Source organism: Dactylosporangium sp. NPDC048998 (genome assembly GCF_043197855.1).
Classification (GTDB): Bacteria; Actinomycetota; Actinomycetes; order Mycobacteriales; family Micromonosporaceae; genus Dactylosporangium.
This window is the reverse complement of sequence record NZ_JBICTV010000003.1, coordinates 303118-322851: the sequence shown is the minus strand read 5'-3', so window position 1 is coordinate 322851 and position 19734 is coordinate 303118. Positions and strand designations below refer to the sequence as shown.

Sequence of the window (19734 nt, the reverse complement as noted above, 5' to 3'; positions counted from 1 at the left end):
CACGTCCGGCTTTTGAGGTGCCGCGTGGCGCCCACCGGAGCGGTGGACGCCACGATAGCGCTCTATGCCGTTTCGCCGCCGAGCAGCTGCACAGAGCCGCCGGCCGCCTCGATCTTCTCCTTGGCCGACGCGCTGAACTTGTGCGCGCTGACCTGCAGCTTCACGCCGCCGAGCTCCCCGTCGCCGAGGACCTTGACGAGCTCGCCCTTGCGGACGGCGCCCGCCTCGACCAGATCGGCCACGCCGACCTCGCCGCCCTGCGGGAAGAGTTCCGCGAGGCGTGCAAGATTCACAACCTGGAACTCGATGCGGTTGCGGCTGCGGAAGCCCTTGAGCTTCGGCAGGCGCATGTGGAGGGGCATCTGCCCACCCTCGAACGCCGCCGAGATGTTCTTGCGGGCCTTCGAGCCCTTGGTACCACGACCGGCGGTCTTGCCCTTGGAGCCCTCACCGCGACCCACACGGGTCTTCTCGGTCTTGGCGCCCGGGGCGGGCCGCAGGTGGTGCAGCTTGATCGTCATCGGATTACTCCACCTCTTCCACGGTGACCAGGTGCGTCACGGTGTGGATCATGCCGCGGATCTCCGGGCGGTCCTCCTTGACGACCACGTCGCGGATCCGCTTCAGCCCGAGGGAGCGCAGCGTGTCCCGCTGGTTCTGCTTCGAGCCGATCTCTGACCGGATCTGGGTGACCTTCAGACGAGCCATGGCTATGCACCCACCCCGGCGCGAGCGGCCAGCATCGCGGCCGGCGCGACATCCTCGACCGGCAGGCCGCGGCGCGCGGCCACCGCCTCCGGGGACTCGAGCTTCTTCAGCGCCGCCACCGTCGCGTGGACGATGTTGATCGCGTTGGAGGAGCCGAGGCTCTTGGAGAGCACGTCGTGGATGCCCGCGCACTCCAGGACCGCGCGGACCGGGCCGCCGGCGATGACGCCCGTACCGGCGGAGGCCGGCTTGAGCAGCACCACACCGGCCGCGTCCTCGCCGATCACCGGGTGCGGGATCGTGGCCGCGAGCCGCGGAACCTTGAAGAAGTGCTTCTTGGCCTCCTCGACGCCCTTGGCGATCGCCGCGGGCACCTCCTTGGCCTTCCCGTAGCCGACGCCGACCGTGCCGTCGCCGTCGCCGACGATGACCAGGGCGGTGAAGCTGAAGCGACGACCACCCTTCACGACCTTGGCGACGCGGTTGATCGCGACGACCCGCTCGAGGTGCGGGGTCTTCTCGGCGGGCGCGTTGCCGCGACCGCCACCCTCGCGACGATTCTCGCGACGGCCGCCACCACCTTCTTGGGTGTTACCGGACCCGCCGCCCCTGCGCTGAGGACCAGGCATGAACGTTTCTCCTTCTCAGAACTCGAGTCCGGCTTCGCGGGCGGCGTCCGCCAGGGCCGCGATGCGGCCGGCGTACCTGTTGCCACCACGGTCGAAGACGACCTTGCCGACACCCGCGGCCCTGGCCCGCTCGGCGAGGAGGGCGCCCACCTTGCGGGCCTGCGCCTTCTTGTCGCCATCGGTGCCGCGGATGGTCGCGTCGAGCGTCGAGGCCGAGGCCAGCGTGTGGCCCTTGAGGTCGTCGACGATCTGCGCGGTGATGTTCCGCAGCGAGCGGGTGACCACCAGGCGGGGACGCTCGGCGGTGCCACTGACGTGCTTGCGGATACGGAAGTGCCGGCGAGCACGCCCCGTGCGGCGCGCGGCGGCAACGCCGCCGGAGTTGCGGCGCTTGAGCAGCGTGGCGCTCATTTCTTACCAGCCTTTCCGGCCTTGCGGCGGATGACCTCGCCCTGGTAACGCACGCCCTTGCCCTTGTACGGCTCCGGCGGACGGATCTTGCGGATGTTGGCGGCGACCTCGCCGACCTGCTGCTTGTCGATGCCGGCGATGTGGAACACCGTCGGCTTCTCGACCGTGAAGGTGATACCGGCCGGCGGCGTCACCACAACCGGGTGAGAGAACCCGAGCGCGAACTCAAGGTCGCTGCCCTTGGCCGTGACGCGGTAACCGGTGCCGGCGATCTCCAGGCTCTTGCGGTAGCCCTCGGTCACCCCGACCACCATGTTGGAGACCAGCGTGCGCGACAGGCCGTGCAGCTCCTTGGCCTTCCGCTCGTCGTTCGGGCGGACCACGTTGTACGTGCCGTCCTCGGCCCGCTCCATCGAGATGGGCTCGGCGAGGGTGTGGGAAAGCTCACCCTTGGGGCCTTTGACGGTGACGACCGGGCCGTCGATCTTGATTTCGACGCCCGCGGGCACCGTGATCGGCTTACGTCCGATTCGAGACATGTGATGCCTTCCCTTACCAGACGTAGGCGAGGACTTCCCCGCCCACCCCTCGCTTGCGGGCCTGCTTGTCGGTCAGCAGCCCCTGGGACGTCGAGATGATGGCCACGCCGAGACCACCGAGCACACGCGGCATCTCGACCGACTTCGCGTAGACGCGGAGACCGGGCTTCGACACGCGACGGATGCCGGCGAGGCTGCGCTCGCGGTTCTGGCCGTACTTGAGGTCGACGACGAGGGTCTTGCCGACCTTGCCGTCCTCCGGCTCCTGAACCAGCCACGAGGACACGTAGCCCTCGGACTTGAGCACCTCGGCGATGTTCGCCTTGATCTTCGAATATGGCATCGACACCCGGTCGTGGTACGCCTGGTTGGCGTTGCGCAGACGGGTCAACATGTCTGCGATCGGGTCGGTCATGGTCATGGGTTTGTCAGCCTTTCTCGCCGCGGTTCCGCACCGGTTCGGTGGGCCTACGGCGAAGGAGGATTACCAGGAAGCCTTGGAAACGCCGGGCAGTTCGCCACGGTGCGCCATCTCGCGGATGCACACGCGGCACAGACCGAACTTGCGGTAGACGGCCTTGGGCCGGCCGCAGCGCTGGCAGCGGGTGTACGCGCGGACCGCGAACTTGGGCTTCGCGGCGGCCTTGAGGACGAGAGCCTTCTTCGCCATTGGTCAGTTCTCCCTAGTTCTCACGGAAGGGGAAGCCGAGCAGCTTGAGCAGTGCGCGGCCTTCCTCGTCCGTGCGGGCGGTGGTGACCACGGTGATGTCCATTCCTCGCGGCCGGTCGATGCGGTCCTGGTCGATCTCGTGGAACACCGACTGCTCGGTGAGACCGAACGTGTAGTTGCCGTTGCCGTCGAGCTTGCGCCCGTCGAGGCCGCGGAAGTCGCGGATACGCGGCAGCGCGATGGACAGCAGCCGGTCCAGGAACTCCCACATGCGGTCGTTGCGCAGCGTGACCTTGGCACCGATCGGCATGCCCTCGCGCAGCTTGAACTGTGCGATCGACTTGGTCGCTCGGCGGACCTGCGGCTTCTGGCCGGTGATCGTGGCCAAGTCGCGGACCGCGCCGTCGATCAGCTTCGAGTCGCGGGCCGCCTCGCCGACGCCCATGTTGACGACGACCTTCACCACGCCCGGGATCTGCATGACGTTGGCATACTTGAACTGCTCCCGCATCGCACCGGCAATCTCATCACGGTAGCGCTGCTTGAGGCGCGGGTTCACCTTCTGGACGGTCGTCATCACAGTTCCTTACCGCTACGGCGGGACACGCGGGTCTTCACGCCGTTCTCGTCCTCGCGGGAACCGACCCGGGTGGCATGGCCGTCCGAGTCGATCACCATCACGTTGGAGATGTGGATCGGGGCTTCCTGCGTCACGATGCCGCCGGTCTTCGAGCCCCGCTGGGTGGTGCGGATGCGGGTGTGCTTCTTGACCCGGTTGACGCCCTCGACGATGACCTTGTCCTCGCGCGGGAGGGCGGTCAGCACCTTGCCGCGCTGCCCCTTGTCCTTGCCGGCGATGACGAGGACGGTGTCGCCCTTCTTCACCTTCATGGCTACAACACCTCCGGCGCGAGCGAGATGATCTTCATGAAACGCTTGTCCCGGAGCTCACGCCCGACCGGGCCGAAGATGCGGGTACCGCGGGGGTCACCGCCGTCCTTGATGATCACGGCGGCGTTCTCGTCGAAGCGGATGTACGACCCGTCCGGCCGGCGCCGCTCCTTCGTGGTCCGGACGACGACGGCCTTGACCACGTCGCCCTTCTTCACGCCGGCGCCCGGGATGGCGTCTTTCACCGTGGCCACGATGATGTCACCGATGCCTGCATAGCGGCGGCCGGAGCCACCGAGTACACGGATGCACAGGATCTCCCGGGCACCCGTGTTGTCGGCGACGCGCAGCCGCGACTCCTGCTGAATCACGCTTGTCTCCTAATGTCTGCCAGTTCTCGGCGCCGGGCCATGCAGATGGTCGGCAAGATCCGGCGCCGAGCTTGGCGGAACGGCGGCCTTACTTGGCCTTTTCGAGGATCTCCACGACCCGCCAGCGCTTGGTCGCCGACAGGGGACGGGTCTCCATGAGCAGCACCCGGTCGCCGATGCCGCACGCGTTCTGCTCGTCGTGCGCCTTCAGCTTGCTGGTGCGGCGCATGACCTTGCCGTACAGCGGGTGCTTGACCTGGTCCTCGACCGCCACGACGACGGTCTTGTTCATCTTGTCGCTGACCACGAGGCCCTCGCGGACCTTGCGGCGGCCGCGCACCTCGGTGCCCGACTCGGTCGTCTGCTCGCTCATGCTCATGCCACCTCAGCCACAGCGTCGGGCGCGGCCGAAAGACCCAGCTCGCGCTCGCGCATGATCGTGTAGATCCGGGCGATGTCCCTGCGGATGATCTGCAGGCGCCCGTGGTTGTCCAGCTGCCCGGTGGCCGACTGGACGCGGAGGTTGAACAGCTCCGCCTTGGCTTCCCGCAGCTTCTCGACCAGGCCCTCGTCGGACAGCTCACGCAACTCGGTCGCCTTGATACCGGCGGCCATCACACATCAGCCCCTTCGCGCGTGACGATCCGGCACTTCAGCGGAAGCTTGTGGATCGCACGACGCATAGCTTCCCGGGCGATCTGCTCGTTCGGGAACGACATCTCGAAGAGGATCCGGCCCGGCTTGACGTTGGCCACCCACCACTCCGGCGAGCCCTTGCCGGAACCCATCCGGGTCTCGGCCGGCTTCTTGGTGATGGAGCGGTCCGGGAAGATCGTGATCCAGACCTTGCCACCACGACGGATGTGCCGGGTCATCGCAATACGCGCCGCCTCGATCTGGCGGTTCGTGATGTACGCGGGCTCAAGGGCCTGGATACCGAACTCACCGAAGACCACGCGGGTGCCACCCTTGGCCGGACCATGCCGGTCCGGGTGGTGCGGCTTGCGGAAGCCCTTCGGGGGCTTACGAGGGATCAGCATTCGTCAGCCCTCCTGCTGCGTCTCTGCCGGAGCGGCGGCCGCCTCGGCGGCGGGTGCGCTCTCGCCGGCGGCCTCGGCGGCCTGCGCGGCAGCCGCGGCCCGACCGGCCTCGGTGCCACCGGCGGTCGTGCCGGAGGAGCCGGAACGCCCGCGACGCGGCCGCTCGGGCCGGTCGGCGCGCTCACGACGGCCACGCGGGGGGGCGGCCTCGGCCGGCGCCTCGCGACCCGGAACGGCGTCGCCCTTGTAGATCCACACCTTCACGCCGATGCGGCCGAAGGTGGTACGCGCCTCGAAGAAGCCGTACTCGATGTTCGCGCGCAGCGAGTGCAGCGGGACGCGACCCTCGCGGTAGAACTCGGTCCGGCTCATCTCGGCGCCGCCGAGGCGGCCGGAGACCTGCACCCGGATGCCGCGCACCAGCGGGTTCTTCATCGCCGACTGCATGGCCTTGCGCATCGCCCGGCGGAAGCTGACCCGGCTGGACAGCTGCTCGGCCACGCCCTGCGCGACGAGCTGCGCATCCGACTCGGGGCTCTTCACCTCGAGGATGTTGAGCTGCACCTGCTTGCCGGTGAGCTTCTCGAGCTCCGCACGGATGCGGTCCGCCTCGGCGCCCTTACGGCCGATCACGATGCCCGGGCGGGCCGTGTGGATGTCCACACGGACCCGGTCGCGGGTGCGCTCGATGTCGACCTTGGCGATGCCGGCGCGCTCCAGGCCCTTGGACATCATCCGACGGATCTTGACGTCCTCGGCGATGTAGTCCTTGTAGAGCTTGTCGGCGTACCAGCGGGACTTCCAGTCGGTGCTGATGCCGAGCCGGAACCCGTGCGGGTGAACCTTCTGACCCATTACTCGGTCCCTTCCTCGGCGTCAGCCTGCTCGGCCGGCGCCTGCTTGGCCGCCGGAGCCTTCTTGGCCGGGGCCTTCTTCGCCGCGGTCTTCTTCGCGGGCGTCGAGGACTCCTCGTCCGGCTCCGGCGTCACGGCCTTGGCGGCCTTGGCCGCTTTCGCCACGCCGGCCTTCGCCGCGCGGGCCTGTGCGGCCGGGACGCTCTCGACCACGATCGTGATGTGGCTGGTCCGCTTGCGGATCCGGTACGCCCGGCCCTGCGCCCGCGGCCGGAACCGCTTCAGCGTCGGGCCCTCGTCGACGTAAGCCTCGGCGACCAGGAGCGAATCGGGATCGAGACGCTCATTGTTCTCTGCGTTGGCAATGGCGCTCGCGAGCACCTTGTAAACCGGCTCGCTCGCCGACTGCGGCGCGAACTGCAGCACCGTGAGCGCCTCGCGCGCGGGCAGCCCGCGGACGAGGTTCACCACACGGCGCGCCTTCATCGGCGACACGCGTACGTGCCGCGCGATCGCCCGCGCACCGGGCAGCGCCGCCTCGCTCTTCGTTGGCATCGGGAAATCCCCTTGATTCCTATCGGCTGCCTTAGCGGCGGCGGCTCTTCCGGTCGTCCTTCTCGTGACCCTTGAACGTGCGGGTCAGCGCGAACTCGCCGAGCTTGTGCCCGACCATCGCCTCGGTCACGAAAACGGGCACGTGCTTGCGTCCGTCGTGGACGGCGATCGTGTGCCCGAGCATCTCGGGGACGATCGTCGACCGGCGCGACCAGGTCTTGATGACATTCTTGGAGTTTTTGGCGTTCTGGACTTCCACCTTCTTGATCAGGTGGTCGTCAACGAACGGGCCCTTCTTCAGGCTGCGAGGCATTGCTCAGGCTCCTTAGCCGCGCTTCCGGGTGGCGTAACGCCGACGGACGATGAGGCGGTCGCTCGGCTGGCCCTTGCGCCGCGTGCGGCCCTCCGGCTTGCCCTTCGGGTTGACCGGGTGGCGACCACCCGAGGTCTTACCCTCACCACCACCGTGCGGGTGGTCGATCGGGTTCATCGCGACACCGCGGACGGTCGGGCGCTTGCCCTTCCACCGCATGCGGCCGGCCTTGCCCCAGTTGATGTTCGACTGGTCGGCGTTGCCGATCTCGCCGACGGTGGCACGGCAGTGCACGTCGACGCGCCGGATCTCGCCCGAGGGCATGCGCAGCGTGGCGTACTGCCCCTCGCGGCCCAGCAGCTGGATGCCGACGCCGGCCGAGCGGGCCAGCTTGGCACCGCCGCCCGGGCGCAGCTCCACCGCGTGGACGGTGGTGCCGACCGGGATGTTACGCAGCGGCAGGTTGTTGCCCGGCTTGATGTCCGCGCCGGCACCCGCCTCGACGTGATCGCCCTGCTTGAGGTCCTTCGGGGCGATGATGTAGCGCTTCTCGCCGTCGGCGTAGTGCAGCAGGGCGATGCGCGCGGTGCGGTTGGGGTCGTACTCGATGTGCGCGACCTTGGCGGGGATCCCGTCCTTGTCGGCACGCCGGAAGTCGATCAACCGGTACTGGCGCTTGTGGCCGCCGCCCTGGTGACGCGCGGTGACCCGCCCGTGGACGTTGCGGCCGCCCTTGCTCGGCAGCGGGACGAGCAGCGACTTCTCCGGCGTGGACCGGGTGATCTCCGCGAAGTCCGCGACGCTCGAACCACGACGACCGGGCGTCGTCGGCTTGTACTTACGAATAGCCATCGTCTATACCCCTCAGCTGACCGGTCCGCCGAAGGCTTCGATCCGGTCACCCTCGGCGAGCTTCACCATCGCCCGCTTCGTGTCCTTGCGCTTGCCCCAACCCGTGCGGGTCCGCTTGCGCTTGCCTTCGCGGTTGATGGTGTTGACCGACAGGACGCGGACGTTGAAGATCTGCTGGATCGCGATCTTGATCTCGGTCTTGTTGGCGTCCGGGTGCACCAGGAACGTGTACCAGTTGCGGTTGAGCTCGCTGTAGCTCTTCTCCGAGACCACCGGCTGGATGATCACGTCACGCGGGTCGGCGATCGTCGCCATGGCTCAGCCCTCCTCGTTGCTGTCGGCGTCGGCGCTCGCGCCGAACTCGGCCGGCACCCCGAGGAACTCGTTCAGCGCCGCGGTGGTGAAGACCACCTCGTCGGACACGAGCACGTCGTGGGTGTTGAGCTGGTCGGCGACCAGCAGGTGCACCGACTGCTCGTTGCGCAGGCTCAGCCAGTTGGCCTCGTCGTCACGCGCGAGGACCACCAGGACCCGGCGCGCCTCGGTGATGCCGCGCAGCACCTTCAGCGCTTCCTTGGTCCTCGGCGTGTCGCCCTCGATGAAGGCCTCGACGACGTGGATGCGACCGTCGCGGGCGCGGTCCGACAGCGCGCCGCGCAGGGCGGCCGCCTTCATCTTCTTGTTCACCCGCTGGGTGTAATCCCGCGGCACGGGGCCGTGGACGACGCCACCGCCGGTGAACTGCGGCGCGCGGATCGAGCCCTGGCGGGCGCGACCGGTGCCCTTCTGCTTGTAAGGCTTCTTGCCACCGCCGGCGACCTCGCCGCGCGACTTGGCCTTGTGCGTGCCCTGACGGGCCGCGTTGAGCTGGGCCACGACCACCTGGTGCATCAGCGGGATGCTGGCCTGGGCGTCGAAGATGTCGGCCGGGAGCTCGACGGTGCCGTTGGTCTCGCCATCGACCGTGCGGATGTCAACGGTGGTCATTTGGTGATCCCACCCTTCTGCGCCTTCGCCTGGGTCTTGGCCGCGCTGCGCAGCAGGACGAGGCTACCCTTCGGACCCGGGATCGCGCCCTTGACCAGGATCAGGCCGTCCTCGGCCTCGACCTTCTGGATCGTGACGTTCTGCACGGTGAAGCGCACGCCACCCATGCGACCGGCCATCCGGACGCCCTTGAAGACGCGACCGGGGGTCGCGCAGGCGCCGATCGAGCCGGGCGAGCGGTGCTTGCGCTCGACACCGTGGCTGGCCCGGAGGCCATGGAAGCCGTGCCGCTTCATGACACCGGCGTAGCCCTTGCCCTTGCTGCGGCCGGTCACGTCGATGCGCTGGCCGGCGGCGAAGCTGTCGGCCGTGATCTCCTGGCCGAGCGAGTACTCGCCCGCGTCGGTGGTGCGCAGCTCGACGATGTGCCGGCGCGGCGCGACGTCCGCCTTGGCGAAGTGGCCGGCGCGCGGCTTGTTGACCTTGCGCGGGTCGATCTGGCCCCACCCGAGCTGGATCGCCGAGTAACCGTCGTTGTCGGGCGTGCGCACCTGGGTCACGACGCACGGGCCGGCCTGCACCACGGTCACGGGGACAACCTTGCCGTTGTCCCAGACCTGGGTCATGCCGAGCTTCTCACCCAGGATGCCCTTGACTTGCCTGTCCATAAGTCCGAGTCCCTACAGCTTGATCTCGATGTCGACGCCGGCCGGCAGGTCGAGCCGCATGAGCGAGTCGACCGTCTTCGGCGTGGGGTCGATGATGTCGATCAGTCGCTTGTGCGTGCGCATCTCGAAGTGCTCGCGCGAGTCCTTGTACTTGTGCGGCGAGCGGATCACGCAGTAGCGGTTGATCTCAGTGGGCAGCGGCACCGGCCCAGCGACCTGAGCCCCGGTGCGCGTGACTGTCTCGACGATCTTCCGCGCCGAGGAGTCGACGACCTCGTGGTCGTAGGCCTTGAGCCGGATGCGGATCTTCTGTCCCGCCATGGTGGCTTAGTTCCTTCTCTCGTGCAGGGCCTCGCAGCCCTGCGAACCCCGAGGGGTCCGGTGCCGCCTATTGGTGTTTGTCCGACCCCCGCGGTCGGGCGTGTCGCGGCCAAGGGCCAGGCTCCGCCGCAGCAAAACTTCCGCTGTGGATACCTACCCCAGGGCGTGCCACGCCCAAGTCGTGGGGATGGGCGCCAGTCGCAGAACTGACGCCGCGCAGAAGCGGTCGAGACTTCTCATTGAGCAATCTCGACCGCCCCGCGACGCAACCCGTCCATTATGCCGCACGTACTGCGGCAAAGTGAAATCGGGGTACCTCAGGGTTGTTACTTGATGATCTTCGTCACGCGGCCGGCGCCGACCGTGCGGCCACCCTCGCGGATCGCGAAGCGGAGGTTCTCCTCCATCGCGATGGGCTGGATGAGCTGCACGCTCATGCTGGTGTTGTCGCCCGGCATGACCATCTCGGTGCCCTCGGGCAGCGTGACGACGCCGGTAACGTCCGTGGTGCGGAAGTAGAACTGCGGACGGTAGTTCTGGAAGAACGGGGTGTGCCGGCCACCCTCCTCCTTGGAGAGGATGTAGACGGTCGCCTCGAACTCGGTGTGCGGGGTGTTGCTGCCCGGCTTCACCACGACCATGCCGCGCTCGACGTCCTCGCGCTTGATACCACGCAGGAGCAGACCGACGTTCTCGCCGGCGCGCGCCTCGTCGAGGATCTTGCGGAACATCTCGATCGCCGTGCAGGTGGTCTTCATCGACTTGGCCTTGATGCCAACGATCTCGACCTCCTCGTTCGGCTTGAGGATGCCACGCTCGACGCGGCCGGTGACGACCGTGCCACGACCGGTGATCGTGAAGACGTCCTCGACGGGCATGAGGAACGGCTTCTCGGTCTCACGCTCGGGCTGCGGGATCGCGGAGTCGACCGCGCCCATCAGCTCCATGAGCGCGTCGGACCACTTCTGGTCGCCCTCGAGCGCCTTGAGCGCCGAGACGCGCACCACCGGTGCGTCGTCGCCCGGGAACTCCTGGCTCGACAGCAGCTCGCGGACCTCGAGCTCGACGAGCTCGAGGAGCTCCTCGTCATCGACCATGTCGCTCTTGTTGAGCGCCACGACGATGTACGGCACACCGACCTGGCGGGCCAGCAGCACGTGCTCACGGGTCTGCGGCATCGGGCCGTCGGTCGCCGCCACCACCAGGATCGCGCCGTCCATCTGCGCGGCACCGGTGATCATGTTCTTGATGTAGTCGGCGTGACCCGGGCAGTCCACGTGGGCGTAGTGCCGGTTCTCGGTCTGGTACTCGACGTGCGCGATCGAGATCGTGATGCCGCGGGCCTTCTCCTCCGGCGCCTTGTCGATCTCGTCGAACGGCGTGTACGGGTTCACGTCCGGCATCCGGTCGTGCAGCACCTTGGTAATGGCCGCCGTCAGCGTCGTCTTACCGTGGTCGATGTGACCGATGGTGCCGATGTTGACGTGCGGCTTAGTCCGCTCGAACTTCGCCTTCGCCACTGGTGTCCTCCTGTGGACTTCTTGGTTCGCGGTGCGCCGACGCTGGAAGCGCCGACGCACCCTGTCGACTTGGGTCTGGCGGCCTAAGCCTCAGTCCCGCTGACACAGCCTCACGGCCAAACTACCGGTGATTACTCGCCGGTCGCCTTCGCGATGATTTCCTTCGCCACGTTCGCGGGAACCTCGGCGTAGGAGTCGAACTGCATCGAGTAGCTCGCCCGGCCCTGAGTCTTCGACCGGAGGTCGCCGACGTAGCCGAACATTTCCGAGAGCGGCACGGTCGCGCGGACGACGCGGGCACCGCCGCGCTCCTCCATCGCCTGGATGGTGCCACGCCGGGAGTTGAGGTCGCCGATGACGTCGCCCATGTTCTCCTCGGGCGTCGTCACCTCCACGGCCATCAGCGGCTCGAGCAGCACCGGGTTGGCCCTGCGGGCCGCGTCCTTGAGCACCATCGAGCCGGCGATCTTGAAGGCCATCTCCGAGGAGTCGACCTCGTGGTACTGGCCGTCCAGCAGCGTGAGCTTGATACCGACCAGCGGGAAGCCCGCCAGCACGCCGTACTGCATGGCGTCCTGGGCACCGGCGTCGACCGAAGGGATGAACTCCTTCGGGATGCGGCCACCGGTGACCGCGTTGACGAACTCGTAGGTGGGACCGTCGGCGCTGGTCTCCAGCGGCTCGAGCTTGATGATCACTCGGGCGTACTGGCCGGAGCCACCCGTCTGCTTCTTGTGGGTGTACTCGACCTTCTCCGCGACCGACTTGATCGTCTCGCGGTAGGCCACCTGCGGCTTGCCGATGTTGGCCTCGACGTTGAACTCGCGCCGCATGCGGTCGACGAGGATGTCGAGGTGCAGCTCGCCCATGCCGGCGATGACCGTCTGCCCGGTCTCCTCGTCGTTCTTGACGCGGAAGGTCGGGTCCTCCTCGGCCAGGCGCTGAATGGCGGTGCCCAGCTTCTCCTGGTCGGCCTTCGTCTTGGGCTCGATGGCCACCTCGATGACCGGCTCCGGGAAGGTCATCGACTCCAGGATGACCGGGTTGGCCGGGTCGCACAGCGTGTCACCGGTGGTGGTCTGCTTGAGACCCTGTACGGCGATGATGTCGCCGGCGCCGGCGGTGCTGCGCTCCTCACGCTTGTTCGCGTGCATCTGGTAGATCTTGCCGATCCGCTCCTTGCGGTCCTTGGTGGAGTTGACCACCTGGGTGCCGGAGTCGAGCGTGCCGGAGTAGATGCGCACGTAGGTGAGCTTGCCGAGGTGCTTGTCGGTCTGGATCTTGAAGGCCAGACCGGAGAACGGCTCTTCGACCGAGGGCTTGCGCAGCAGCGGCGTCTCGCCGTCCGTCGCGATGCCCTCGATGGCCGGGATGTCCAGCGGGGAGGGCAGGAAGTCCACGACGGCGTCGAGCATGGGCTGCACGCCCTTGTTCTTGAACGCCGAGCCGCACACGACCGGGTTCAGCTTGCCGGCGATCGTGGCCTTGCGGATCGCGGCCTTGAGCTCCTTGACGTCGAACGTGCCGCCGTCGAGGTAGCGGACCATGATGTCGTCGTCCGTCTCGGCCAGCGTCTCGAGGAGCTTGTCCCGGTACTCGTTGGCCTGCTCGACCAGGTTCTCCGGGATCGCCTCGATGGCGTAGTCGTCGCCCTTCTGGGTCTCGCCGCGCCAGGTCAGCGCACGCATCTCCAGAAGGTCGACAACGCCGATGTGGTCACCCTCGAGCCCGATCGGGATCTGCAGCACCAGCGGGGTGGCGTTGAGCCGGTCGACCATCATCTGCACGCAGCGGAAGAAGTCCGCGCCCGTGCGGTCCAGCTTGTTGACGAAGCACATACGCGGGACGTTGTACTTGTCCGCCTGCCGCCAGACGTTCTCGGTCTGCGGCTCCACGCCGGCGACGCCGTCGTAGACCGCCACCGCGCCGTCGAGGACGCGCAGCGACCGCTCGACCTCGACCGTGAAGTCGACGTGGCCGGGCGTGTCGATGATCTGGATCGTGTGGCCCTTCCACTCGCACTTCGTGGCGGCGGAGGTGATGGTGATGCCGCGCTCCTGCTCCTGCTCCATCCAGTCCATGACCGCCGCGCCCTCGTGGACCTCGCCGATCTTGTACGTGATGCCGGTGTAGAAGAGGATGCGCTCGGTCGTCGTCGTCTTACCGGCGTCGATGTGCGCCATGATGCCGATGTTGCGGACCTTGGCGAGGGCGGCGTCTGCGGCAGCCACTACAAATCCCTACTTCGTCTCTCGTCGGGTGCTGGTCTCGTCCGATTGCTGGGGAAGCGTCCGCTTACCAGCGGTAGTGCGCGAAGGCCTTGTTGGACTCCGCCATCTTGTGCGTGTCTTCGCGGCGCTTCACCGAAGCACCGAGACCGTTGCTCGCGTCGAGCAGCTCGTTCATCAGGCGCTCGATGATGGTCTTCTCGCGGCGGGCCCGGGAGTAGGTGACCAGCCAGCGCAGGCCCAGCGTCGTCGCCCGGACCGGCTTGACCTCGACCGGCACCTGGTAGGTCGCGCCACCGACGCGGCGGCTGCGGACCTCGAGGGTCGGCTTGACGTTGTCCATGGCGCGCTTGAGCGTCACCACGGGGTCGGTGCCGGTCTTCTCACGGGCGCCCTCGAGAGCGCTGTAGACGATGCGCTCGGCGAGCTGGCGCTTGCCCTCGACCAGGATCTTGTTGATCAACTGGGTCACGAGCAGGGAGTTGTAGACCGGGTCCGCCACGAGCGGCCGGCGCGGCGCGGGGCCTTTACGCGGCATGTCAGCTCTTCTCCTTCTTCGCGCCGTAACGGCTGCGAGCCTGCTTGCGGTTGCGGACGCCCTGGGTGTCCAGCGAGCCGCGGATGATCTTGTACCGAACGCCGGGGAGGTCCTTCACACGACCGCCACGGACCAGCACGATCGAGTGCTCCTGAAGGTTGTGACCGACACCGGGGATGTAGGCCGTCACCTCGATACCGTTGCTCAGCCGCACACGGGCAACCTTGCGCAGCGCCGAGTTGGGCTTCTTCGGCGTGGTGGTGTACACACGCGTGCAGACGCCCCGCCGCTGCGGGCTTCCCTTGAGCGCCGGCGTCTTGGTCTTGCTCAGCTTCGCCTGGCGGCCCTTGCGGACCAGCTGCTGGATCGTAGGCACTGGGCCTGCCTCTCCCTTCGGCCTCCCGGCCGCACGTCTTCTCTTTTGTCTGCCCGGCGTGACCGGCACCCGCGGTCGGGCGTGTCGCCCTGTCCGCGACCCGGCCCGTGTGATCCCAGCCCGGGGTTGTGGTCCGCACCCACCCTCACTCCCGCGGAGCGGGGCCGATGTGGGCGCACGCACGAGTTGCCCGGCAAAGCCGGGCACGAGGGGAAAGAGTACCCATCGTGAGGACGCTGGTCAAAATTCGGCCGGGGCGCCTGCTGATGGAACACTCTTCATACCTAGAGTACCTGGTCGCCGATCGAAGTGTTCGGGGGGCTCCATTTCGGGAACACGGGCCGGCTCAGGCCGTCGGCTCACGCCGCCAGGAACGACACGAGCAGCGCGAGCAGGGCAAGGCCGGCGCCGACCGCGCCGAGCACGATCCCGGTGATCGCCATCCCCTTGCCGGTGACGACCTCCCCGGCGGCCCGGCGGATCCGGCGGATGCCGTACAGACCCAGGCCGATCGCACCGCCGCCGAGAAAGACACCCAGCACGGTGAACGCGCCGCCCGCCGCCAGGCCCCAGCCCTCCGAGGCGCCGGTCGCCCCGAGGCAGATGGCGAACAGCGCGACCAGGACCGACGCGATGCCGGCGACCAGGGCGCCGATGGCCTGGCCGCTGGGGACCGACTGGACCGCCGGGTAGGCGACCCCGAACGGCGTGCCCTGCACGAGGTCGACCCGCATGGCCGGCACGATCGCCGGCGGCGGGGGCACCGGGGCGCCGTAGGGCGGCGGATACGCCGCCGGATAGCCCGCCGCCGGATAGCCCGGATAGCCCGGATAGCTGGGATGGCCCGGCCACGGCTGCTGCGGCTGGGGATACTGCGGCTGCGGCTGCGAGTACTGCGGATGCTGCGGCGCGCCCGGGTAGGCCATCAGTTCACCGTCGGGTCGAAGTCGGTGCCGCGCTGCCGCGCGTAGTGGAGCAGCCCGATGATCGTCAGCACGACGAGACCGGCGATGGCGAGCACGATGCCGGTCCAGGCCAGCCGCACGCCGCTGCGCAGCCGCCGGGAGCCGAGCAGGAAGCCGTCGGCGGCGACCAGCTCCCGCTGCGACTCCCTCGCCATGAGCAGCGCGAGCGTCGCCGGGATCACCCCGCCGAGGAACGGCCCGGTGACCACGGAGAGCAGGCCCAGCCCGAACACGGCCGAGGCCTTCGTCGCGCGGACCGGATCAGGGTCCAGCGGGTGCCGGGTCGAGGACGTCACGTCACGACTGTATCCGGTACACGAAGAGGGGGCGGAGACACGTGGTCTCCGCCCCCTCCGCGGGTTTTGCCTCAGGCCTAGCGGAACGAGCCCAGGTCGAAGTCGTCCAGCGGGACGGCCTGGCCACTCGCGGGCCCGAAGCCGTAGTCGGCCTCCGGGTAGCCCGTCATCGAGTAGACCTTGGCCTTCGCCTCCTCGGTCGGCTCGACCCGGATGCTGCGGTACTTGCTGATGCCCGTACCGGCCGGGATGAGCTTACCGATGATGACGTTCTCCTTCAGACCGATCAGCGAGTCGCTGCGCGCGTGGATCGCCGCGTCGGTCAGCACCCGGGTCGTCTCCTGGAACGAGGCCGCGGACAGCCACGACTCCGTCGCCAGCGACGCCTTGGTGATACCCATCAGGACCGGACGGCCGGCCGCCGGCTCGCCGCCCTCGGCGACGACGCGGCGGTTCTCCGCCTCGAACATCGCGCGGTCCACGAGCACGCCCGGCAGGAACTCGGTCGAGCCGGAGTCGATGACCGTCACCCGCTTGAGCATCTGGCGGATGATGATCTCGATGTGCTTGTCGTGGATGAGCACGCCCTGCGAGCGGTACACCTCCTGGACCTCGGAGGTCAGGTGAACCTGGACCGCCCGGGGACCCATGATGCGCAGCAGCTCGTGCGGGTCGATCGTGCCCTCGGTGAGCTTCTCGCCGACCTCGACGTGCTCGCCGTCCTGCACCCGCAGCTTGACGCGCCGGCTGAGCTTGTCGTGGACGATCTCGTCGCTGCCGTCGTCCGGCACGATGATGATCTTCCGCATCCGCTCGCCGTCCTCGATGCGCACGCGGCCGGGGGTGTCGGCGATGGGCGCCTTGCCCTTCGGCACGCGGGCCTCGAAGATCTCCTGCACACGGGGCAGACCCTGGGTGATGTCCTCACCCGCGACGCCACCGGTGTGGAAGGTACGCATCGTCAGCTGCGTGCCCGGCTCACCGATCGACTGGGCGGCGATGATGCCGACCGCCTCGCCGACGTCGACGGTCTTGCCCGTGGGCAGCGACCGGCCGTAGCAGGCGCCGCAGACGCCCAGCTTCGACTCGCAGGTGAGCACGCTGCGGACCCGGACGTTCTCCACGCCCGCGGCGACCAGCAGGTCGACCACGATCGAGTTGATGTCCGTGCCCCGCTCGGCGACCATCCGGCCGTCCTTGTCCCGCACGTCGTCGGCGAGGGTGCGCGCGTGCACGCCCGTCTCCGCGTGCTGGTGGATGCGCAGCACGCTGTCGACCAGCTCGCCGACCGCCATCGGGATGGCGCGGTCAGTGCCGCAGTCCTCCTCGCGGATGATGACGTCCTGCGAGACGTCGACCAGACGACGGGTCAGGTAACCCGAGTCGGCGGTCCGCAGCGCGGTGTCGGCCAGACCCTTGCGGGCACCGTGGGTGGAGATGAAGTACTCCAGCACGGACAGACCCTCCCGGTAGCTGGCCTTGATCGGCCGCGGGATGATCTCGCCCTTCGGGTTGGCCACCAGGCCACGGATCGCGGCGATCTGGCGGAGCTGGAGGAGGTTACCGCGGGCACCCGAGTTGATCATCTTCCACAGCGGGTTTTCGCGCGGCAGCGCGCTCTCCATCTCCTTGGCCACCTCGCCGGTCGCCTTGGTCCAGATCTCGATGAGCTCGCCGCGGCGCTCCTCGGCGGTCATGAGACCACGCTGGTACTGCTTGTCGATCCGCTCGGCCTCCTTCTCGTAGCGCTCGAGGATCTCGCGCTTACGAGGCGGCTGGATGACGTCCTCCATGCCGATGGTGACGCCGGACCAGGTGGCCCAGTGGAAGCCGGCCAGCTTGAGCGCGTCCAGGGTCGCCGCGAGGGAGACCTTCGGGAACCGCTCGGCGAGGTCGTTGACGATCGCCGAGAGCTGACCCTTGCGGATCTCGTAGTTCACGAAGCGGTACCCCACGGGCAGCGTCTCGTTGAACAGCACGCGCCCGAGCGTCGTCTCGACGATGACCGTCTCGCCCGGCTGCCAGCCCTCCGGTGCCTCCCACGGCGCGGCACCCGCGCCGTTGTCGACCCCGACGATGCCCTTCAGGCGGATCCTCACCGGCGCCTGCAGGTGCAGCTCGCCGTTGTCGAACGCCATCCGCGCCTCGGCGTCGGAGCTGAAGGTCCGCCCCTCGCCGATCAGGTTCTTCTGGATGTGCGTGAGGTGGTACAGGCCGATGACCATGTCCTGGGTCGGCATGGTGACCGGCTTGCCGTCGGCAGGCTTGAGGATGTTGTTGCTGGACAGCATGAGGATGCGGGCCTCGGCCTGCGCCTCGGAGGACAGCGGCACGTGCACGGCCATCTGGTCGCCGTCGAAGTCGGCGTTGAAGGCGGTGCAGACCAGCGGGTGGATCTGGATGGCCTTGCCCTCGACCAGCTGCGGCTCGAAGGCCTGGATGCCCAGGCGGTGCAGGGTCGGCGCGCGGTTGAGCAGCACCGGGTGCTCCGCGATGACCTCCTCCAGCACGTCCCACACGACCGGCCGCTGCCGCTCCACCATGCGCTTGGCCGACTTGATGTTCTGCGCGTGGTTGAGGTCCACCAGGCGCTTCATCACGAACGGCTTGAACAGCTCCAGGGCCATCTGCTTGGGCAGGCCGCACTGGTGCAGCTTGAGCTGCGGGCCGACGACGATGACCGAACGGCCGGAGTAGTCGACGCGCTTGCCGAGCAGGTTCTGACGGAACCGGCCCTGCTTGCCCTTGAGCATGTCGGACAGCGACTTCAGCGGCCGGTTGCCCGGGCCGGTGACCGGACGACCGCGGCGGCCGTTGTCGAACAGCGCGTCGACGGCCTCCTGCAGCATCCGCTTCTCGTTGTTGACGATGATCTCCGGGGCACCCAGGTCGATCAGGCGCTTGAGCCGGTTGTTCCGGTTGATCACCCGCCGGTATAGGTCGTTGAGGTCGCTGGTGGCGAACCGGCCACCGTCGAGCTGCACCATGGGGCGCAGGTCCGGCGGGATGACCGGGACGCAGTCCAGCACCATGCCCAGCGGCGAGTTGCCGGTGTTCAGGAAGGCCGCGACGACCTTGAGCCGCTTGAGCGCCCGGATCTTGCGCTGGCCTTTGCCGCTGCGGATGGTCTCGCGCAGAAACTCGGCCTCGTCGTTCAGGTCCAGGTTCTCCAGCAGGGCCTTGATCGCCTCGGCGCCCATGGCGCCGGAGAAGTACTCACCGAACCGGTCGCGCAGCTCGCGGTAGAGCAGCTCGTCGGTGATGAGGTTCTTGCGGTCCAGCTTGCGGAACGTGTCCATGACCTCGTCGAGGCGGTCGATCTCCCGCTGCGCGCGGTCGCGGATCTGCCGCATCTCGCGCTCGCCGGCCTCCTTGACCTTGCGGCGCACGTCGGCCTTGGCACCCTCGGCCTCGAGCTCGGCAAGGTCCTGCTCCAGCTTGGCGGCGCGCTTCTCGATCTCGGAGTCGCGGGCGTTCTCCGCCTGCCGCTTCTCCGCCGACACCTCGTTCTCGAGGGTGGCGAGGTCGCGGTGGCGGGCCTCCTTGTCGACGCTGGTGATCACGTACGACGCGAAGTAAATGATCTTCTCGAGGTCCTTCGGGGCCAGGTCGAGCAGATACCCGAGCCGGCTGGGCACACCCTTGAAGTACCAGATGTGCGTGACCGGCGCGGCGAGCTCGATGTGGCCCATGCGCTCGCGGCGGACCTTCGCCCGGGTCACCTCGACGCCGCAGCGCTCGCAGATGATGCCCTTGAAGCGGACACGCTTGTACTTACCGCAGTAGCACTCCCAGTCGCGGGTCGGGCCGAAGATCTTCTCGCAGAAGAGCCCGTCCTTCTCCGGCTTCAGGGTGCGGTAGTTGATCGTCTCGGGCTTCTTGACCTCGCCGTGCGACCACTGCCGGATGTCGTCGGCCGTGGCCAGGCCGATGCGGAGCTCGTCGAAGTAGTTGACGTCGAGCACTTCGTCTATGTCCTCACGATTCAGTTGCTCGGGTAAT

General features: G+C 68.1%; 27 protein-coding genes and 1 pseudogene. All 28 read right to left on the bottom strand.

Annotated features, from left to right (window positions below):
* Positions 1-62 precede the first annotated feature (62 nt).
* The gene (gene rplO / locus ACGFI8_RS08890; RefSeq protein WP_392802005.1) at positions 63-521 is read right to left on the bottom strand and encodes a 50S ribosomal protein L15; all 459 of its coding nucleotides are present in this window, start codon (positions 519-521) and stop codon (positions 63-65) included.
* Positions 522-525: 4 nt separating this feature from the next.
* Complete coding sequence (gene rpmD / locus ACGFI8_RS08885) at positions 526-708, bottom strand: 50S ribosomal protein L30 (protein ID WP_190249371.1); 183 nt, start codon at positions 706-708, stop codon at positions 526-528.
* A gap of 2 nt (positions 709-710) precedes the next feature.
* Positions 711-1337 carry a 30S ribosomal protein S5 gene (gene rpsE / locus ACGFI8_RS08880; RefSeq protein WP_392802001.1) on the bottom strand — a complete coding sequence of 209 codons (627 nt, stop codon included), beginning with the start codon at positions 1335-1337 and terminating at the stop codon, positions 711-713.
* Between the two features lie 15 nt (positions 1338-1352).
* The gene (gene rplR, locus ACGFI8_RS08875) at positions 1353-1748 is read right to left on the bottom strand and encodes a 50S ribosomal protein L18 (RefSeq protein WP_392801999.1); all 396 of its coding nucleotides are present in this window, start codon (positions 1746-1748) and stop codon (positions 1353-1355) included.
* Positions 1745-2287 (bottom strand): 50S ribosomal protein L6, encoded by a 543-nt coding sequence (gene rplF, locus ACGFI8_RS08870; RefSeq protein ID WP_392801996.1) that lies wholly within the window; start codon positions 2285-2287, stop codon positions 1745-1747. The genes rplR and rplF overlap by 4 nt, the downstream gene beginning before the upstream one ends.
* A gap of 13 nt (positions 2288-2300) precedes the next feature.
* The gene (gene rpsH / locus ACGFI8_RS08865; RefSeq protein WP_392801993.1) at positions 2301-2708 is read right to left on the bottom strand and encodes a 30S ribosomal protein S8; all 408 of its coding nucleotides are present in this window, start codon (positions 2706-2708) and stop codon (positions 2301-2303) included.
* 63 nt (positions 2709-2771) lie between these two features.
* Positions 2772-2957 (bottom strand): type Z 30S ribosomal protein S14, encoded by a 186-nt coding sequence (locus ACGFI8_RS08860; protein ID WP_190249376.1) that lies wholly within the window; start codon positions 2955-2957, stop codon positions 2772-2774.
* A 13-nt stretch (positions 2958-2970) separates the two neighbouring features.
* Positions 2971-3534: a 50S ribosomal protein L5 gene (gene rplE, locus ACGFI8_RS08855; protein WP_392801990.1), complete on the bottom strand. Its 564-nt coding sequence runs from the start codon at positions 3532-3534 to the stop codon at positions 2971-2973.
* On the bottom strand, positions 3534-3848 hold the full coding sequence (gene rplX, locus ACGFI8_RS08850) for a 50S ribosomal protein L24 (protein WP_392801987.1): 315 nt from the start codon (positions 3846-3848) through the stop codon (positions 3534-3536). The genes rplE and rplX overlap by 1 nt, the downstream gene beginning before the upstream one ends.
* Before the next feature lie 2 nt (positions 3849-3850).
* Positions 3851-4219 carry a 50S ribosomal protein L14 gene (rplN, locus tag ACGFI8_RS08845; protein WP_033357657.1) on the bottom strand — a complete coding sequence of 123 codons (369 nt, stop codon included), beginning with the start codon at positions 4217-4219 and terminating at the stop codon, positions 3851-3853.
* Between the two features lie 88 nt (positions 4220-4307).
* Positions 4308-4592: a 30S ribosomal protein S17 gene (gene rpsQ, locus ACGFI8_RS08840; protein WP_238007611.1), complete on the bottom strand. Its 285-nt coding sequence runs from the start codon at positions 4590-4592 to the stop codon at positions 4308-4310.
* Between the two features lie 2 nt (positions 4593-4594).
* Positions 4595-4834 carry a 50S ribosomal protein L29 gene (rpmC, locus tag ACGFI8_RS08835; RefSeq protein WP_259859806.1) on the bottom strand — a complete coding sequence of 80 codons (240 nt, stop codon included), beginning with the start codon at positions 4832-4834 and terminating at the stop codon, positions 4595-4597.
* Positions 4834-5259, bottom strand: coding sequence for a 50S ribosomal protein L16 (rplP, locus tag ACGFI8_RS08830; RefSeq protein WP_350543396.1), 426 nt, complete (start codon positions 5257-5259; stop codon positions 4834-4836). The genes rpmC and rplP overlap by 1 nt, the downstream gene beginning before the upstream one ends.
* Positions 5260-5262: 3 nt before the next feature.
* On the bottom strand, positions 5263-6114 hold the full coding sequence (gene rpsC, locus ACGFI8_RS08825; protein ID WP_392801982.1) for a 30S ribosomal protein S3: 852 nt from the start codon (positions 6112-6114) through the stop codon (positions 5263-5265).
* Positions 6115-6227: 113 nt separating this feature from the next.
* Positions 6228-6668, bottom strand: a pseudogene (rplV, locus tag ACGFI8_RS08820) (50S ribosomal protein L22); the annotation flags it as partial.
* Between the two features lie 31 nt (positions 6669-6699).
* Complete coding sequence (rpsS, locus tag ACGFI8_RS08815) at positions 6700-6981, bottom strand: 30S ribosomal protein S19 (RefSeq protein ID WP_190249384.1); 282 nt, start codon at positions 6979-6981, stop codon at positions 6700-6702.
* 12 nt (positions 6982-6993) lie between these two features.
* Positions 6994-7833, bottom strand: coding sequence for a 50S ribosomal protein L2 (gene rplB / locus ACGFI8_RS08810; RefSeq protein WP_392801979.1), 840 nt, complete (start codon positions 7831-7833; stop codon positions 6994-6996).
* Between the two features lie 12 nt (positions 7834-7845).
* Positions 7846-8148, bottom strand: a complete 303-nt coding sequence (gene rplW, locus ACGFI8_RS08805; protein ID WP_033357665.1) for a 50S ribosomal protein L23 — start codon at positions 8146-8148, stop codon at positions 7846-7848.
* A 3-nt stretch (positions 8149-8151) separates the two neighbouring features.
* Positions 8152-8820 carry a 50S ribosomal protein L4 gene (rplD, locus tag ACGFI8_RS08800; protein ID WP_392801976.1) on the bottom strand — a complete coding sequence of 223 codons (669 nt, stop codon included), beginning with the start codon at positions 8818-8820 and terminating at the stop codon, positions 8152-8154.
* Positions 8817-9488, bottom strand: coding sequence for a 50S ribosomal protein L3 (rplC, locus tag ACGFI8_RS08795; RefSeq protein WP_392801974.1), 672 nt, complete (start codon positions 9486-9488; stop codon positions 8817-8819). Before rplC ends, rplD begins: the two co-directional genes overlap by 4 nt.
* 12 nt (positions 9489-9500) lie before the next feature.
* The gene (gene rpsJ, locus ACGFI8_RS08790; protein ID WP_018347762.1) at positions 9501-9809 is read right to left on the bottom strand and encodes a 30S ribosomal protein S10; all 309 of its coding nucleotides are present in this window, start codon (positions 9807-9809) and stop codon (positions 9501-9503) included.
* Between the two features lie 326 nt (positions 9810-10135).
* Positions 10136-11329 (bottom strand): elongation factor Tu, encoded by a 1194-nt coding sequence (gene tuf / locus ACGFI8_RS08785; protein WP_392801970.1) that lies wholly within the window; start codon positions 11327-11329, stop codon positions 10136-10138.
* A gap of 131 nt (positions 11330-11460) precedes the next feature.
* Complete coding sequence (gene fusA, locus ACGFI8_RS08780) at positions 11461-13560, bottom strand: elongation factor G (protein ID WP_392801967.1); 2100 nt, start codon at positions 13558-13560, stop codon at positions 11461-11463.
* 64 nt (positions 13561-13624) lie between these two features.
* Complete coding sequence (gene rpsG, locus ACGFI8_RS08775) at positions 13625-14095, bottom strand: 30S ribosomal protein S7 (protein ID WP_392801964.1); 471 nt, start codon at positions 14093-14095, stop codon at positions 13625-13627.
* A 1-nt stretch (position 14096) separates the two neighbouring features.
* Complete coding sequence (gene rpsL / locus ACGFI8_RS08770) at positions 14097-14471, bottom strand: 30S ribosomal protein S12 (protein ID WP_033357671.1); 375 nt, start codon at positions 14469-14471, stop codon at positions 14097-14099.
* A 359-nt stretch (positions 14472-14830) separates the two neighbouring features.
* Positions 14831-15397: a hypothetical protein gene (locus ACGFI8_RS08765; RefSeq protein ID WP_392801961.1), complete on the bottom strand. Its 567-nt coding sequence runs from the start codon at positions 15395-15397 to the stop codon at positions 14831-14833.
* The gene (locus tag ACGFI8_RS08760; protein WP_392801959.1) at positions 15397-15732 is read right to left on the bottom strand and encodes a hypothetical protein; all 336 of its coding nucleotides are present in this window, start codon (positions 15730-15732) and stop codon (positions 15397-15399) included. The genes ACGFI8_RS08765 and ACGFI8_RS08760 overlap by 1 nt, the downstream gene beginning before the upstream one ends.
* Before the next feature lie 77 nt (positions 15733-15809).
* Positions 15810-19697, bottom strand: a complete 3888-nt coding sequence (locus ACGFI8_RS08755) for a DNA-directed RNA polymerase subunit beta' (protein ID WP_392801957.1) — start codon at positions 19695-19697, stop codon at positions 15810-15812.
* Positions 19698-19734: the final 37 nt, after the last annotated feature.